The 15,064-nt window shown below is 70.3% G+C and carries 20 protein-coding genes; 1 reads left to right on the top strand and 19 read right to left on the bottom strand.

The features are described from left to right. Positions 1-447 (top strand): hypothetical protein (locus GVN21_RS19590; protein WP_205690193.1); only part of this gene is annotated, 447 nt, incomplete at its 5' end. 53 nt (positions 448-500) lie between these two features. Here GVN21_RS19590 and GVN21_RS19585 read toward each other — a convergent pair. From GVN21_RS19585 to GVN21_RS19495, 19 genes are all read right to left on the bottom strand, one after another. Continuing rightward, positions 501-1,166 (bottom strand): ParA family protein, encoded by a 666-nt coding sequence (locus GVN21_RS19585; protein ID WP_166576426.1) that lies wholly within the window; start codon positions 1,164-1,166, stop codon positions 501-503. Positions 1,167-1,248: 82 nt separating this feature from the next. Further along, complete coding sequence (locus tag GVN21_RS19580; protein ID WP_166576425.1) at positions 1,249-1,842, bottom strand: DUF4126 domain-containing protein; 594 nt, start codon at positions 1,840-1,842, stop codon at positions 1,249-1,251. 248 nt (positions 1,843-2,090) lie between these two features. Next, positions 2,091-2,783, bottom strand: coding sequence for a hypothetical protein (locus GVN21_RS19575; RefSeq protein ID WP_166576424.1), 693 nt, complete (start codon positions 2,781-2,783; stop codon positions 2,091-2,093). Beyond that, positions 2,784-3,596: a DNA adenine methylase gene (locus tag GVN21_RS19570; protein WP_166576423.1), complete on the bottom strand. Its 813-nt coding sequence runs from the start codon at positions 3,594-3,596 to the stop codon at positions 2,784-2,786. It lies immediately after the preceding gene. A 153-nt stretch (positions 3,597-3,749) separates the two neighbouring features. Beyond that, complete coding sequence (locus GVN21_RS19565) at positions 3,750-4,355, bottom strand: tail fiber protein (protein WP_166576422.1); 606 nt, start codon at positions 4,353-4,355, stop codon at positions 3,750-3,752. A gap of 4 nt (positions 4,356-4,359) precedes the next feature. Next, a complete protein-coding gene (locus tag GVN21_RS19560; protein ID WP_166576421.1) occupies positions 4,360-4,959 on the bottom strand; it encodes a putative phage tail protein in 600 nt (199 codons plus the stop codon). Continuing rightward, positions 4,959-6,014, bottom strand: coding sequence for a baseplate J/gp47 family protein (locus GVN21_RS19555; protein WP_166576420.1), 1,056 nt, complete (start codon positions 6,012-6,014; stop codon positions 4,959-4,961). Before GVN21_RS19555 ends, GVN21_RS19560 begins: the two co-directional genes overlap by 1 nt. Beyond that, positions 6,014-6,457, bottom strand: a complete 444-nt coding sequence (locus GVN21_RS19550; protein WP_166576419.1) for a phage GP46 family protein — start codon at positions 6,455-6,457, stop codon at positions 6,014-6,016. Before GVN21_RS19550 ends, GVN21_RS19555 begins: the two co-directional genes overlap by 1 nt. Beyond that, positions 6,454-7,092 (bottom strand): phage baseplate assembly protein V, encoded by a 639-nt coding sequence (locus tag GVN21_RS19545; RefSeq protein WP_166576418.1) that lies wholly within the window; start codon positions 7,090-7,092, stop codon positions 6,454-6,456. The genes GVN21_RS19550 and GVN21_RS19545 overlap by 4 nt, the downstream gene beginning before the upstream one ends. Next, positions 7,092-8,141 carry a phage baseplate assembly protein gene (locus GVN21_RS19540; protein ID WP_166576417.1) on the bottom strand — a complete coding sequence of 350 codons (1,050 nt, stop codon included), beginning with the start codon at positions 8,139-8,141 and terminating at the stop codon, positions 7,092-7,094. The genes GVN21_RS19545 and GVN21_RS19540 overlap by 1 nt, the downstream gene beginning before the upstream one ends. Beyond that, the gene (locus tag GVN21_RS19535; protein WP_166576416.1) at positions 8,141-9,358 is read right to left on the bottom strand and encodes a DNA circularization N-terminal domain-containing protein; all 1,218 of its coding nucleotides are present in this window, start codon (positions 9,356-9,358) and stop codon (positions 8,141-8,143) included. The genes GVN21_RS19540 and GVN21_RS19535 overlap by 1 nt, the downstream gene beginning before the upstream one ends. Continuing rightward, complete coding sequence (locus GVN21_RS19530; RefSeq protein WP_166576415.1) at positions 9,358-10,869, bottom strand: tape measure protein; 1,512 nt, start codon at positions 10,867-10,869, stop codon at positions 9,358-9,360. Before GVN21_RS19530 ends, GVN21_RS19535 begins: the two co-directional genes overlap by 1 nt. A gap of 96 nt (positions 10,870-10,965) precedes the next feature. After that, the gene (locus GVN21_RS19525; RefSeq protein WP_166576414.1) at positions 10,966-11,274 is read right to left on the bottom strand and encodes a hypothetical protein; all 309 of its coding nucleotides are present in this window, start codon (positions 11,272-11,274) and stop codon (positions 10,966-10,968) included. After that, positions 11,274-11,633 carry a phage tail tube protein gene (locus tag GVN21_RS19520; RefSeq protein WP_166576413.1) on the bottom strand — a complete coding sequence of 120 codons (360 nt, stop codon included), beginning with the start codon at positions 11,631-11,633 and terminating at the stop codon, positions 11,274-11,276. The genes GVN21_RS19525 and GVN21_RS19520 overlap by 1 nt, the downstream gene beginning before the upstream one ends. Positions 11,634-11,648: 15 nt before the next feature. Continuing rightward, positions 11,649-13,112, bottom strand: coding sequence for a phage tail sheath subtilisin-like domain-containing protein (locus GVN21_RS19515; protein ID WP_166576412.1), 1,464 nt, complete (start codon positions 13,110-13,112; stop codon positions 11,649-11,651). Between the two features lie 3 nt (positions 13,113-13,115). Next, the gene (locus tag GVN21_RS19510; RefSeq protein WP_166576411.1) at positions 13,116-13,301 is read right to left on the bottom strand and encodes a DUF2635 domain-containing protein; all 186 of its coding nucleotides are present in this window, start codon (positions 13,299-13,301) and stop codon (positions 13,116-13,118) included. Positions 13,302-13,304: 3 nt separating this feature from the next. Next, on the bottom strand, positions 13,305-13,904 hold the full coding sequence (locus tag GVN21_RS19505; RefSeq protein ID WP_166576410.1) for a phage protein Gp37: 600 nt from the start codon (positions 13,902-13,904) through the stop codon (positions 13,305-13,307). Beyond that, entirely contained in the window at positions 13,901-14,443 is a 543-nt protein-coding gene (locus GVN21_RS19500) for a phage virion morphogenesis protein (protein ID WP_166576409.1), read from the bottom strand. Before GVN21_RS19500 ends, GVN21_RS19505 begins: the two co-directional genes overlap by 4 nt. After that, positions 14,440-14,865: a DUF1320 domain-containing protein gene (locus GVN21_RS19495; protein ID WP_166576408.1), complete on the bottom strand. Its 426-nt coding sequence runs from the start codon at positions 14,863-14,865 to the stop codon at positions 14,440-14,442. Before GVN21_RS19495 ends, GVN21_RS19500 begins: the two co-directional genes overlap by 4 nt. Between the last annotated feature and the right edge of the window lie 199 nt (positions 14,866-15,064).

Here is a 15,064-nt window from a genome sequence, read left to right as displayed (position 1 = left end):
GCGAAAAGGGCGGCGGAGAACAGGCGCATGGAATGGATCCTCAAGGCGCGGAAGAAACCGGCTGCGCCGGCCCCCGCCGAGCCGGTGGTTCCTGGCGTGATCAATGCCCCGGCCGCCGGTAAGGGCCAGGTGGTGTTCTTCCGCCCGGGCAAGTTCGCCGGCTCGGCCGTCAGCTACAAGGTCCGCACCGGCCCCGACCTGCAGCAGGTGCTGGGCACCATGTCGAGCGGCGTCTACTTCACCTTCGAGGCGGACCCCGGCTCCTACGTGTTCAGCGGCGCCACCGAATCCAAGGACGCGATCACCGTCGAGATCGAGGAAGGCGAGACCACCTTCGTCGAAGGCGGCCTGGCCATCGGCATCGTGATGGGCCGCCCGGACCTGAAGCCCTCCGACAAGGACGCCTTCGTCAAGGCGCTGAAGGGCATGAAGAAGGCCAAGAACTAGTCGTCCATGGACCTTCCGGCCGGCGCCCGCTTCGTGGCGCCGGTCGGGCGGACCTATTCCGCCGCGCCGCGCAGCTCGACCCGGGCCGGCCACAGCTGGTCGGAGACCTCGCTCCACAGCCGGCTGATCTCCGCCGCCGCCGTGCCGCGCGGCTCGAATTCCAGCACGCCCTGGCCGCGCCAGAGGCTCTCCTGATAGGCCACCCGGGCGCGCAGGCCGACCGGGGCGATGGGGAAGCCCAGCACCTTGGCCGCCTCGACTGCCCGGCCGATCACCGCGCTCTCCTGCCCTCCGCGCCGGGGCGGGGCTTGGTTAAGCACCAACAGACCGGGACAGCCCGCCGCCCGCACCGCCTGGGCCGCGGGGACCAGGGCGGCCAGGTCGAAATAGCTGGGGCGGCAGACCAGGATGGCCAAATCAGCCAGCCGGATGGCGGCGCCGCTGATCGCATCGCCGCCGGCGGGGGTGTCCATGATCAGCAGTTGTTTGCCGGCCCGCTGGGCCGCATTGGCCACGGGGAACAGAGTGCCGCCGTTGGCGCCGCGCACCTCGGGATTGGGGTCCTTGCGCAGCGCCGCCCAGGCGCCGGCCGAGCCCTGAAGGTCCAGATCGGCGATGGAGACGCTGAGCCCCTCGCGCGCCGCCGCCACAGCCAGGTTGACCGACAGGGTGGTCTTCCCCGTCCCGCCCTTGCGCGACAGCAGCACCAGTTTGCGCAACGCCCCGCCTCCGCTCTGGACAAGGCATGACCTTAGACCCCTTTGCAGAGTCGCCAAAGGCCCAAGGACAACGGGTCGCGGATCAGGGCGTCGGGCCGGCGGCGGACGCGGCGCGGCGGCGGCGGATGAAGCTCCACAGCCTCCAGAAGGCGAACAGCAGGACCAGCAGCAGCACCGGGATCAAGATCGGCGCGGCCAGGGCCAGCAGGGTGGTGAGGAAGGCCAGGATGTCCTCCAACACCGAGACGAAGGGGTTGCCCAGCCCCGCCGTGGTGGTGGTGCTGACCACCCGGTTGCCGGCCTGGGCGGCGTGGAAGGCCAGAGCCGTGGGGGCGCCGATGATCAGGCCGGCGATGGCCGCAACCATCGGATCGAACTGCGAGAAGGCCGCGCCGGCCGCCACCGCCCCGGCGATGGGCCGCACCACCGTGCCGATGGCGCTGAGCGCGTGATCGACGGCGGGGATCTTGTCGGCGGCCAGCTCGACCACCGTGGCAATGCCCAGCGCCCAGAGGGCGGGTGTGGAGTCCAGCCAGGTCATCGCCTCGGCCAACTCGATGCCGAACAGCCGGAACTTGGCCGCCAGGGCCAGCATGAGCAGCGGCAGGAAGGTGCGAAAGCCCGTGGCGGCGGCCAGGCCGACGCCGAGCAGGGCCGGAAGGATCCAGGTTTCCATGCGCGAAGATTAGCACGCATGGCGGAAATGTCGCCGGGCCGTCCCCAGGTGTGCGGTGGGGACGGCCCGACTGGGCGGCCTTAAGGGGGTCAGGCCGCTTATTCACAGAAGGCGGGGCCGCGTTCGCCCCTCTCCCTGAGGGAGAGGGAGGGGCCCGCGCCAGCAAGGCGTGGGAGGGAGAGGGTTTACGCTGCCACACTGTAGCGCGACACCGCGAGCCGGAGTGCGGGACACCTGAACCTGGAGCACTATTCGACGCCATAGCTGGCGGCCTCTAGCGCAACCGCTTCGAATTCGACCATGCGGGCGACGGGTTGAAACGCCGGTGTCGGCATGTACGCGAAGCCCCCTCCCCAATCAGCCAACGTTCGAAGCCATCCAGTCCGAAGCAGACTGTTCCCGTGCCCCTCGGCTGCATCCTCACTTTTGAACAGCGGCACGATCTCAGACTTGAAATCCCGGGCTCGCGCCGTCTTGTCCGCCTGGATTTCCTCGTTGCTGGCCGTCGCGGGCAGCGGCTTGTAGAGCCGCTCTAGCGCCACGAACTTGGCGCACATCACCATCTCTTCCAGGCTAAGGGATGCCAGGTGTTCGGCATTCCGGCGATGAACGGCGCCCGTCAACGACGGCTCCGCCGCCTCCGCAAACATGAACTGGGCCATCAAACGCACATTCAGCTTAGCCACCCCCTCCTGGTAAGCTCGGTTGATTTGTAGCGCCATGGCCGCCGCACGGTCGTCCGCTATGGCCCATGGCCTCCCCTTGGACATTTCTCTGCCCAGCTCTTCGAGCACCATTTGGTGGCGCCGCTGAAGGTAGGCACCAACCACGCTGCCCGCCGAGGCCGCGAAGACTGCCGCCAATGGTTCCGGTAGGCCGGCTGCCGTTGCCGCTATTTCCGCCGCCTTCTCAGTCACGCCTGAGAGATTGCTTAGCACCATCTAAGAACCCCCTCCGCCACCGATCACGATCAGCTCGGCGGCCGCCTTGCCGCCGCCCTGGACCGAATAGCTGGTCTGGGCCTCGACGAACTCGAACCCGTCGAACAGCGCCCGGGTCTCAGGGACATCGTTGATCGACAGGATGAAGCGCGCCTTCAGCTGGCGCAAGGCGCCGACCAGGACGTCGAAGTCCGGGCGGCTGAACAGGGCCTTCCCATAGTCGCCCTCCGATCCCCAATAGGGCGGGTCGATGTAGAACAGGGTGCCGGCGTTGTCGTACCTGGCCAGGAAGTCGGCGAAGGGCAGGCGTTCGACGATGACGCCGGCGAGGCGCTCGTGCAGGTCCTCCAGGATGCTGGCCAGCCGGGTGACGTCGAAGCGGCCAGACCGGTGGTGGCTGACCCCGAAGTTTCGGCCGGTGACCTTGCCGCCGAAGGCCGTCCGCTGGAGGTAGAGGAACCTGGCCGCCCGCTGCATGTCGGTCAGGGTGTCGGGATCGACCGCGACCAGGCGCTCGAAGGCGGCCCGGCTGGTGATCTGGAACCGCATCATGTCCAGGAAGGCGACATAGTGCTCCTGCAGGACCCGATAGAAGGTCCAGACATCCTTGCTCCAGTCGTTGATCACCTCCGCCTTCGGCCGCAGCCGCCGGCGCAGGAACACCCCGCCCATCCCGACGAAGGGCTCGGCATAGGTCTCATGGGGCGTGGCCTCGATCAGGGCCACGAGGCGGCGCGCCAGGTTGCGCTTGCCGCCGATGTAGGGGGCCGCCGGCAAGACAGGCGCGACGGCGGTGAAGGGACTCGACTCCATAAACTCGGGCTCTCAAAAGAACCCCGCCGTGTACGCGGTGGGGTGACTGAGGCGGCGGCGCGCCGTCGCCTTGGTGCGGGTTGCCGCCCGCGGTTCGAGGCGCTCCAACGCCTCGGACCCCCTCCCGGCCGGCAGGCCGATCGGGGGAAATCGTCAGACCGCTTGGATGATGAACATCACCGCGAAGTTCACCGGCCGGGCTTCCGTCCCGCCCTCGCTGGCGGTGTAGAGGTCGATGCCGGCGCCGCCGCTGTTGTTGATCGAGTTGGCCCCGCCAGCGCCGGTGTTGCGGTTGGGCAGCTGGTGGGTGTGGGCCTTGTTCTGGTCGTCCTGCAGGCTGAACAGGTCGCGCCCCGGATCGAGGCCGGCGCCGTCGTCCCATGCCCGCGGAAACCGCCCGCGCAGATCCGGCAGGACAAAGTGGTCGGCGTCCGAGGCCACCCCCCAATTGTCGCCGATCGCCGCATAGAGCGCCGGATAGGTGGCCTTCAGAACTTCCGCGCCGTCACAGTGAAGGGCCCCGGCCGGCACCGTGGCGCCGCCCCACATGTCGATCGTCCCCGGCCGACAGCCGAGCCTGCGAAGAGCATCGAGCAGCTGGGTGTAGGTCCCCTTCACCAGGGCGATGCCGGAGGCCAGGACAACGCCGACCAGGTTCTCCTGGACGTCGTTCATCCAGGCCGCCGACACCCGGGTGCCGGGCTTCGGAGTGTCCTTGAACATCCCGGCGACGCTGTTGACGGAGTCGATCCGATGCATGGCCTTACGGCTCCTCGTAGGTGAAAATCACGTGGGTGTGGCTGGGCTTGGCGGCGTTGATCACGCACTCGACGTCGAGGCCGCCTCCCTCGCTGAGCAGGTCGCCGGCGTCGCTCTCGCCCGTCCTGAAGACGCTGAAGTCGGTCTCGGTCAGCACATGGACCCGCCAGACGTAGCGGTACTTGCCGCCGGCTATCAGGGCGGTCAGCGCGCCGTCATAGACATCCACGGCCGGGTCGAACTCATGGATCTCGATGTCGAAGCCGAGCGAGGCGGCCAGGGCCACATAGAAGGCCGGCGTCTGCCCGGCCTGGATGGCCAGCTTGCGCCAGGCCACCACCTGGCGGGCGTTCAGGGTCACCGCCGCCGCCGTGCAGGGATCGGGCAGGCCCAGCTGGCTCTCCCACTCGTCGATCAGCTCATAGGTGGTGCGCGGGTCGGCCTCTTCGAACAGGTCCTCGACCCGCTGGTCCAGCCGGGCAAACTCCTGGGCCATGCCGGTGAACAGGTCGCCGAGGCCGAGCGGATGATTCCGCGCCCAGGCGAGCCCCTGCGGCAGCAGCGCCTCGAAGGCGGCGGCGAAGGCGTTGGCGTCCCGGGGCATCAGGGCGTCCAGTCGATCGTGCCGAGGACGACGATCTCTTCGGGATCGACGGCGACGTCGGCGGTGGGCGAGGCCAGCTCATGGTCGGTCTCGCCGGCGGCGATCGAGATGGCCTCGGCGATATGGGTCAGCAGCAGGTCGGCGCCGACCGCCGCCTCGCGGGCCAGCAGGTCCTTCAGCTCGGCCTCGACGGCCGCACGGACCTCGGCGGTGTCGGGGGTCAGCCCGATCACTGGGTTGAGCGCCACCGGCGTCGGGGCGAACACCACCAGCTCGGCGGTTACCGGCCGGCGCGGCTCGATATAGTCCTCGACGGCGGTCAGCTCGCCGCCGCTCGGGATGATGTCATCCTCGCCGTCGCGGACGAAGGTCACGCCCACCTTGCCCAGCCCGCCGCGGTTGGGGAACACCCAGGCCCGCGTCACCCCCGGCACCTCCTTGGCCCAGCGCTTGTAGTCGGCATCGGACCCGCCGGCGGGCTGCTCGCGGATGCGCTCATTCAGGCGGGTCCGCAACGCGGCATCTGCCTCCTGGTCGACGCCGCCGCCCAGGCCGCCGGTATCGACCACGCCCTCGCTGGAGACGCCGCCGATCGGCGAGACCAGGCTGATTGGCGTCCCGGCCTCGGCGTTGCCGGCCAGACCCGCGACCACTGCCTCGACGTCCAGGGTGACCTCGCCGCCGGCGACCTCCGCGTCGGCCGTGGTCAGGTACTCGGCCCCGTCCTCGCGCTGCAGCCGCGTCCCCGTCGGCACCTCTGTCCCGTTGGTCCCGGTCAGCACTACCGGCCCGCTGGCCGACTCGGCCGGCTTGCGCACCACCTGCCAGACCCCGGCCCAGCGCTCCAGGTGGACGCCAGTGGCGGTGTCGGGAAACAGCTGGCGAGAGGCCTCCTCCAGCCGCCCGTACATCTCGTGCGCCACGCCGGCCAGCACCCGCGCCACCACCCGCTCGATCGAGCGCCGCACGGCCGCCAGGCCGCCGTTCAGCCGGCCGACCAGGTCGGTCTCCACGCGGCCAATCAGTTCGCTCAGGGTCGGGCGTGTCCAGGACATCAGGGGTTCCACAGATGGTCGAAGCGGACGTTCGAGCCGTCCGGCTTGGTGATGATCACGCCGATGGCGATCCCGCTGTCGCCGTAGGCCTCCGCCTCGACCGCGACCGCGCCGGCGACGCCGTCCGCGACCATCCAGTCCAGGGCGGCCTGCGAGAAATCGCGGGCCTTGCGGATGTCCTCCGGCCGGCGCTTGCCTCGGGCCAGGGTCCAGAGCTTGGACCCGATGCGGTCGCCCTCGACGACCGGGGCATAGTCGCCCCACCAGCCGCGGCGGTCGGCCCCCTCATAGGGCATCGCGTCGTCCGGATCGGCGCGGGCGTCGGTGAACAGGCTGATCAGCACGGCGGTGGCCAGCGCGCTGTCCAGCTCTCCGCCCGGCGCGGCGACCACCAGGTCGCAGGCCTGGGCGTCAAGGTTCCAGGTGAAAGCCAGCCGGCTCATAGCGCCTTCACCTTCGTGGCGCCGGGGCCGGTGATGATCCCGCCGGAGACCGCGTCGCCGACCAGCGCCACCTTCGCCGTCGCCCCGGCCCCGCCCAGCCGCACGTCAGCGGAATCGACGATCACCTGCGGGGCCTGGACCGTGGCCTTGGTCGCCGCCTTGACCAGGGCGTTGCCGCCGGCGTCGATCGTGGCGTCACCGCCGGCGACGACGACCGCCTTGCCGTCCGTGTTCACCTCGACGTCGCCGGTGGCGTTGACCACCACCTTCTCGCCCGTGTGCAGGCTGAGCTGCTTCTCGGTCTCGATCAGGATGCCGTCGCGGGTCAGGTGGACCCGCTGGCCCAGATCGTCATGGATGGCCACCTCGCCCGCCGCCAGGTCGATCCGGTAGCGCCGATCAGACACCACCACGGCCAGCGAGCGCCCGCGCGTCCCGCCCAGCGACACGGTGACCGCCTCGGCCCCGGCCAGCGGGTGCGACGAGAACCCATAGTCCTGGTGCCGCTGGACGTCGTCCTGCACCTCGTCGGCCAGCATCTCCAGCTGCAGCAGCTGGCCGCCCTCGCCGTCGTCGACCAGGCTCACCGCGCCCCAGCCGGCCAGCATCCTCAAGCCGTCCGCCATCCTCTTCATCACAGCCCCCCAGGCGGCGGCGTCGCCCGCCGGCGACGGGCCTTGGGAGCCGGGATCGGCTCCAGGCTGAACGCCTCCTTGGGCGCCAGGGCCAGCTCGGCCCGGCGCCCGCTCTCGTCGAAGCGGTAGGTCACCGAATAGAGCAGCAGCTCGCCCTCGACCCCGACCTGGCGGGCGCGCACCGGGACCAACCGGTCGGGCCGGAACAGCTCGCCGCTCGCCGCCCGCCAGCCGCTGCAGGTCACCTTGACCTGTTGGCCCCGCCCCGCCCGCACCGTCGCCTCGAACTTCGCGCGGGCGGCCAGGCTGCCCTGGCTGGCCTCGCCGTCCTCGATGATCAGCAACGGGCGATAGCGGGCCACGCCGGCGTCTTTGGCGGTGGCCTTAGGCCGGCTCTTGGCGTCGGCGCCGTAACCCTTCAGCAGATACTCGCTGAACCTGTCGGCGTGCCGGTTGGTGAAGGTGATGTCCTCGATGTTGTCGCCCACGGCCAGGGTGTAGCCGGCCGGCGTCTTGCCCGGATGGATCAGCTCGACGTCGCCGTCCGGCGTCGACACCACCAGCACCCCACGCAGCCGGGCCATCCGGTTGATGGCCTCGAAGACGGTCTCGCCCTGGTTCAGGGCAAAGGTCGGGAAGGCCGCGCCGGTGTCGGCCTTGGCGGTCACCGTGATCCCGAACGGCGCGGCCAGGTCGGTCGCGATCTGCTCCAGCTTGCGCTTCTTCCAGCTGCCGGGGGTGTGGATGGCCGAGCAGTCGACCAGGTCGGTGGTCTTCTCGACCCCTGTGATCACCACCGGATGGGTGGCGGAGGCCAGCGACCAGCTCGGCGCATCGATCCAGCCGGTCATCACCTTCTCGCCGTCGATCAGCACCTCGCAGGCGTCGCCGCCCTCGATGCCCCAATGGTCGGGCTGGCCGGGCCAGCGCTCGGTCAGCTTGACGGTGAAGAAGCCGGCCAGGGCGTCGATCCCCCGCGTCAGCTCGACCGACTTCCAGCCGTCGAACCGCCGACCGCCGACCTTGATCTCCACGCCCGAGCTGGCCATCACGCCGCCTCGCCGGGGCTGAGCAGTTCCAGCGCCACGGCCGCCGGGGTGAACAGCGGGTGGGCGATGGCGTTGCGGGCGACGATCTCCAGCTCCCGGCCGGCGTCGCCATAGATGCGGTGGGCGATCACCAGGGCCGGCTCGGTCTGCAGCGGCGCATAGCGGAACACCCGCGCCAGCGATCCGCCGCGGGCGTCGATGTCGCGCTCGAGCACGACGCGCAGGTCCTCCAGCATCCGGAAGGCGTCGTCGTCGCCGGCGTCGCCCGCCTGCAGCGCCAGCTCATCGATGGCGGCCGACAGATCGGCGCGGATCTCGCTGGCCTGGTCGTGGCTGGTGAAGGCGATCTCACTGACCGCGATCACCGCCTCGGCGGCCGCCGCCTGGCGGACCAGGGCGACCAGCGCCCGCTGATTGGCCCGCTGGCGGCCCCGCGAGGGCGTGTCGCCCAGGACGGTGGCCAGCGAACTCCCAAAGCCCATCAGGCTCCGCAGCGCCGGCAGGGCGATCAGCGGATTGCCGGCAAGCGACCGCACCCGGCCGATGATGCCGATGACCTGGCCGGCCAGCCCGGCCGGGGCGGCGAACAGGCCGTTGACCTGGCCCAGCACCCCGCCGACCAGCTGGTCGAAGTCTCCGAAGGCCCCGATCGCCGGCGCCATGCCGCCGATCGCCGTCCGCACGGCCGCCGTGGCCTGGCCCAGCAGGTCGGCGGCCGAGGCCCCGACAAAGGCGGGGAAGCCGCCGGTCGCGAAGCCGGCCGCGAGGGAGGCGGCGGCCGTCGTCTTGACCTCGCCGGCGACGGCCACGGCGGTGGCGGCGGTGTCCTCGCTGATCGCCGGCGCGGCGTTGGCCCCGGCCTCGACGAAGCTCAGGCTGAAGGCGGCCATCCCGCCCTCGGCCGTACTCTCGCTCATGTCGGCGACGGTCTCGACCGACACCGTGTGGGTCCCCAGCCACGGATGGACCAGAACGCCCGGCCCGGGCGCTTCCAGCGCCTTCATCAGCGCGTCGCGGGCGGCCATGTAGTCGGGGCCGATCACATAGGCGTCCACCTGCCAGCGCCGATGCGCCCGGCCCAGGTCCTCGGCGTAAGGCTCGTCCTTCAGCGCATAGCCATGCACCTCGGTGCGCCGGCCGAGCTGGTGACTGTGCCCCTCGACCTTGAAGGGCACGCCCCGGAAGCTGGCCGGGCGGAGCTGGTCGCGCCAGGTCATCAGGGACGCTCCCCGGCGCCGCCGCGGCGGGTGAAGTCGAAGTCGTCAGACCGGGTGTCCTTGATCACCAGGCCAGGGGCCAGGCCGATCTCCAGCCGCCCCTTCGGCGCGCGCTGCTGCAGCGGCCCGCCGCCCAGCCCCGGCATCGGCCGGTTGTCGCCCACCACACGGCGGCTCGGCGCGGCGCGCGAGGGGCCGGCGGCCCAGGGGTTGCGAAGGGTCTCCAGGGCGTCAGCGCCGCCCGGGTTGGCCCACATCCGCCGGCCGCGCTTCTCCCGGAGATAGTCCATCGTCGCTTCCCATTGGGAGCCGATGTCGTAGCGCTGCGCGGCGCCCTCCGGCCGGCCGCCGCCGAGAAACTTGTCCAGGGCCTGGGCCTTCTCGACCAGGGTGGCCACCGCGCCCGCCACCTTGCCGATGTCCCGGGCCAGGCCGACCCAGTCGACCGCCTTGCCGACCCGAACCATGCTGTCGGCCACCTGGCCCAGGCTGCCAGCGATCTCGCCCGCCCATTTGTCGAGGCGGCCGTCCTTTTCCGCCTCGCCCAGGAAGTTCAGCAGCTCACCCAGGGAGCCCTTGACCTTGTCGAACAGGCCCTTGTCGGCGACGCGCTTCTGGAAGCCGGTCCAGGTGTCGCCGAGGTTGGACACCATCCCGTTCCATGTGCGCGACTGCTCATCCATCGCCCCCTTGAACCGGGCGTCGAAGATGCCGAGGAGCGACTTCTGGATGGCCGTCGCCGACTTCTTCGTGGTGACCTGCATCTCCTTGCCGGCCTTGACGTAGGTGAAGGTCACCCGGTCGCCCTGGACCTTGGCCCGGACCCCGAACTCCTTCAGCCGCTCGAACTCGCCGGTCTGGGCGTCGGCGAGGGCCTCGACCGCGTCCATGACCTGCTTGTTCATGCCGGAGGCGGTGTTGCCGAGGGTCTTCAAGGTCCCATCGGTCGGCTCGATCCCGTAGGCCTTCAGCTTCACGAAAGCCTCGGTGACCTGGTCGATGTCATAGGGCGTGGTCTTGGCGAAGGTCTGGATCCAGCCCATCTCCTCGCGGGCCTTGGCGGTGTTGCCCTCGTTGATCGTCCGGAGCGTCGCTTCGTAGCTTTCGAACCGGGCGCTGGTGTCGATCACCGACTTGCCGAAGGCGATGCTGCCGCCGACCGCCATGCTGGCCCCGAGCCCGGCCGTGGCGCCCAGCCAGCCGCCAAGAGCCGCCCGGCTTCTCTGGGCGTCGGCCCGCAGCTCTGCCGCCGTGGTGTGTGTCTCGGCCCGCAGCCGCCGCTGCCGGTCGATCAGCTGGTCGAGGGTGCGGTTGCCCTGCCGCCCGGCGTCGTTCCACCGCTTCTGGGCGTCGGTCGCCCGGGCGTTTGCCGAGGCCGCCTGCAGCCACCCGACCGGCGTCGCCTTGACCTCGCTCGACAGCCCCTTCACCTCGGCGCGGAACTTCCGCAGCCCGGGCGTGGCCCCGCGATCGAGCGTCTTCAGGACGAGGCTGAGACTAAGGTCGGTCATGGATCCGCAGGATCTGGTCGTGCCAGAAGGTCAGGCGCTCAAGGTCGAGGTCCCAAAGCTCCGTCTCGGTGAAGGAAAGGCTGGCGGCGACGTCGCCTAGGCAGTCTCGCCAGTTTGACGGCCAGGCTTCCGAAAACCCTCGACCACCTCGTAGAGCCGCATCATGTCGCGCTCCTCCAGCTCGTCGAGCACCTTCATCGGCTGGTCGCCGAACAGCTCGGCCAGGGCCAGGGTCTTGCCGACCAGGCCCTCGGCGCGGTCGGTCGCCCGCAGGTGCTTGGCCCGCAGCTTGCCGTCGTCGGGGAAGTCGAACTCGATGGCCGAGACGGTTTCCGTCCGCTCTTTGCCGTCTGTGCCCCTGAGGACGATGTCGACCGGGGTTTCGAGTTTGAAGGTCTCCCGCATCAGCGCATCTCCTCAGCGGGTGCGCCGTGGAAGGTCGCCTTGATCGTCCCGTCGCCGACGATGGTCGGGCGCGGGCCGCAGTAGCCCTTGCGGATCATGTAGGTCTGGCCGGTGTCGCAGACGAACATCAGGGTGGCGTCGGTCAGCGCCTGGATCTCGGCCAGACTGGTGCCCTCGCGGATCTGGATGCTGCACTCCATGGTCGAGGCGTCGAGCGTCTCGGTGTAGGCGTCCGCGTCGTTGTCGCCCGGCTTGGGCTCGCGGCTGATCCCGCCCGGGTCGAGGGTGGCGCCCTTCATGGTCTTGTAGGTCTTGCCGTTCGCCTTGATCGTGGAGCGGCCGTGGATTTTGCCCGACATGAATATGGCCCCTCCTTAGAGCCGGAACTGCAGCTTGGCGGCGAAGACGATGAACTGGTTGACCAGGTCCGGCGGCAGCAGGGCGTTGAGCCGGTTGGGATCGGACGCGTCGCGCTCGACCTTCAGGTCGGCCTTGAACTGGTCGACGTTCTCGACCAGGCCGGCCTCTTCCAGGTCACGAGCCCAGGCCAGCAGCTCGGCGGCCGCCACCTTGGGCGTCATCACCGCTTGGCCATCGGCCGAGGGCACGCCGTCGTCGGCCAGCTTGTGGCGTGGGTACTTCTGGGCGAACCGCAGGCGCAGCGACCAGCGCAGGTAGCTGAGGGTCAGCGGCGTGTTCACGTCCAGGAAGGCGGTGTCGGCGTTGCCGGCGCTGTCCTCCTGATACTGGGTGATCGCCCGCTCCAGGATCACCCGGCCGCCGGCGTCGACGGTGAAGGTGCTGATCCCGTCCTTCAGCAGCAGCTCGCGCTCCTGGCGGGTGAAGCGGTCGGCCACCGCCGGCGGCAGCAGGCCGGGCAGCGGCAGGGTCTGGAACGGCCGCGCCGGGTCGATGAAGCCGTCATGGGCGAGGACGCCGGCGTAGGTCGCCGCCCATTCCCAGGGGAGGTTCGGCTGGTTCTTGGCGCCCAGCATGGTCAGGTAGGCGCTGTTGCGGCCATCGCCCAGGGTCGCCAGGGCGCCTTGCGTTCCCCGGGCGAAGGTGACGGCGATGCCGTCGATCTCCCGGCCGGCGTACCAGCGGGCGGCCAGCTCGGTCTCCAGGGCCGTGAGGTTGGCCGAGGCCGTGTAGGGGGTGACGATGAAGTCGAAGGCGAAGTCGCCGAGCGCCGCGATCGCCGCCGAGGTCAGCGGGTCGGTCGCGCCGGTCGTGCCGGCGGCGACCACGGCCGTCACCCCGGCCGGCAGCTTGTCCTCGTCGTAGTAAAGGGTGCGGACATCAATGCCCTCGCCCGCCAGGCCGGCATGGCGGGCGGTCAGGGTCAGCACCTCGGCGGCCGAGGTCGCGGTCATCGGCATGTCGGCGGCCGCATTGACCGAGGCGGCCACCGCCGTGGCGATCTGGGTGGCGGTCTGGCCGCTGGCCACCGCCGTGTTGACCTGGCGGCCGCCGATCATGATCGGCACGACGCCGGCGGCCGTGGAGGGGCCGGCATAGGTCACCGTCTTGGTCGCCGCCACCGCCCCATCGGCGTTGGCCTGGGCCAGGCCGTAAAGCACGGCCGAGGTGTTGGCCGCCATGAAGGCGATCAGTTCCTGGGCCAGCATGGAGCCTGCGCCGAACGCGTCGATCGCCGCCTGCTTGCTGCCGATGCGCGTGGGCGTCAGCACGGCGGCCGCGCCGGCGCTGGTCTTCTGGCCGAGGATCACGACGACGGGAGTGCGGATGGGCAGACCCTGGCGGGCCCGGCTGGCGTCGATCTCGATCCGGACGCCAGGCGTCCGCAGGTCGATACCGATCTGGTTGAAGCTGATCATGGATCAGGCGTCCTTCTTGGTCTTGAGGGCCGGGACCTCGACAACGTCGACGTCGTTGAGCTTGCGGGTCCAGTAGGGGTCGGAGACGTCGGTTTGCTCGCCCTCGGCGTCCATGACCCGGCCGTCAGGCCAGCGGACTTTCCGGTCGGCAGCCGGCTTCAGCCAGCGGGTGGTCTTGGCCTCGGCCATGCGTCAGTCGTCCTGCTCTAGGGTGATGGTCTGGCCGAGGTCGGCCTCGCCAAGGTGCGGGGGGATGTCCCAGCCGATGGAGAAGGTTTCGAACCGGCCCACCGCCGGGTTGACCAGCGGATAGGGTGCGAACCTGGCCAGCTCGGCCTGGCAGCTGAAGGCGATGCCGAACAGGCTGGCCTTCAGCTGGGCCTGGGTTCCGGGGCTGAACAGCGAGCTGCAGTCGCCGATCGAGATCTCGCTGATCGGCAGGCCGAAGGTCTGGCCCATGATCAGGCTCGGCAGGTCCAGGGCCAGCTGGTAGGCGCCGACCTCGCCTTCCACGCCGTGGCGCTGGGCGCGCTCGTTGCGCTGGCTGGAGGCCCCGACAACGAGGTTGAAGCGCAGCTCCACCTTGGTTTCGCCGTCGCCCAGGTCGTCCAGCATCCGCCAGCCGGTCCAGACGGTCCAGGCCGCCGGCATCTTGCGGATATAGGCGGCGAAATTGGCGTCGACGTCGGTGGGCAGGCTGTCGACCTCCTTCAGCACATAGCCCAGCACGTTGGCGGCGGAGGCCGCTTCCAGGTGCTCGATGACCGCGTTCTCGACCTGACCGGCGATCATGCGCCCGCTCCTTCGGCCATCCCGCCTTCCAGGAAGTCGCTGGCCAGGCCGACGATCTCCTCGCGGTCCTCGATCGACACGCCGACCATCGGCCGGGCGACGATGTTGGGGTTGCGGGTGTGGGCTTGGACCTGGACGGTGACCGCGCTGGCCAGCGGCCGGCCGAAGGCCTGGCGGATGGTGCGGCTGTGGGCCGCCACCGGCTCGTCCTTGGTTCGGCCGAACTGGAAGGTCCCCGCCCGGACGTCCGACGTCCCGACCCGGGCGAAGTCCTCACCGGCCGAGTCGATGAAGCTGTCGCGCAGGATGCCGTGGTCGACCAGGGTGACGCCGCCGCCCAGCTGGGCGCGGATCGACGGCTTCCAGCGGCTGCCGTCAGGCGCCGTCTGGGTCTCGAACCGCTCGCGGGTGCTGGAGCGCAGGTAGGCGCCAAGGGCGCGCATCAGCGGCAGCTTGTGGCCCAGCCGGGCCAGCAGCCCGTCCAGGGCGCCGAACACGGCCTTGTCGGCCAGGTCGAGCTGCAGGGTGATCCCGGTCACAGGCCCTCCATCCGGTCGCGGCTGAAGATGCGGGTCTGGCTCTTGGTCAGGATGGTGGCGGGCGCGCCGGCCGGCTGGGCCGCGCCGGCCTCGCCGGGCAGGGTGATCTTGCCCTCCTGGATGGCCTTCAGGGTCGCCAGGGCGGCGTCCTGCCGGCGCTTGGCGTCCTCGGTCAGCACCAGCTGCAGCCGACACCAGGCCAGGTCCTGGGCGACGCCCTTCAGCATCGGCTGGGCGACCGCCAGCGGCAGGGCGTAGCGGGCGCCGATATAGCCGTCGATCAGGTTGTCGGCGTAGCCCAGCGCCTCGGCCGCGATCGCCGGATCGACCAGGCGAGCCGGCGGATCGGCGCGGTCGGTCAGCTGGACGATGTCCTGCTCTCCGAAGGCGGCGATCAGATCTGCGAGGGTGGCGTAGGCCATGAGACTGCCCTGAGGGCTCCTTGAGAAAAGAAGGGGCGGCGGTCAGCCGCCGCCCCTGACGCAATCGGCCTGGCCACACGCGCCAGGCCGCGACCGGCCGTTACTTGGCCGACTTGGGGGCTTCCGCCTTGCCGCCCTTGCCAGCCTTGTCGGTGGCCGGCTTCGGCGCGGGCGGCGGCGGCGGAGGAGGAGGAGGAGG

It is taken from the genome of Caulobacter sp. SLTY (genome assembly GCF_009905535.1).
Classification (GTDB): Bacteria; Pseudomonadota; Alphaproteobacteria; order Caulobacterales; family Caulobacteraceae; genus Caulobacter.
This window is presented reverse-complemented; position numbering and strand designations above follow the sequence as displayed.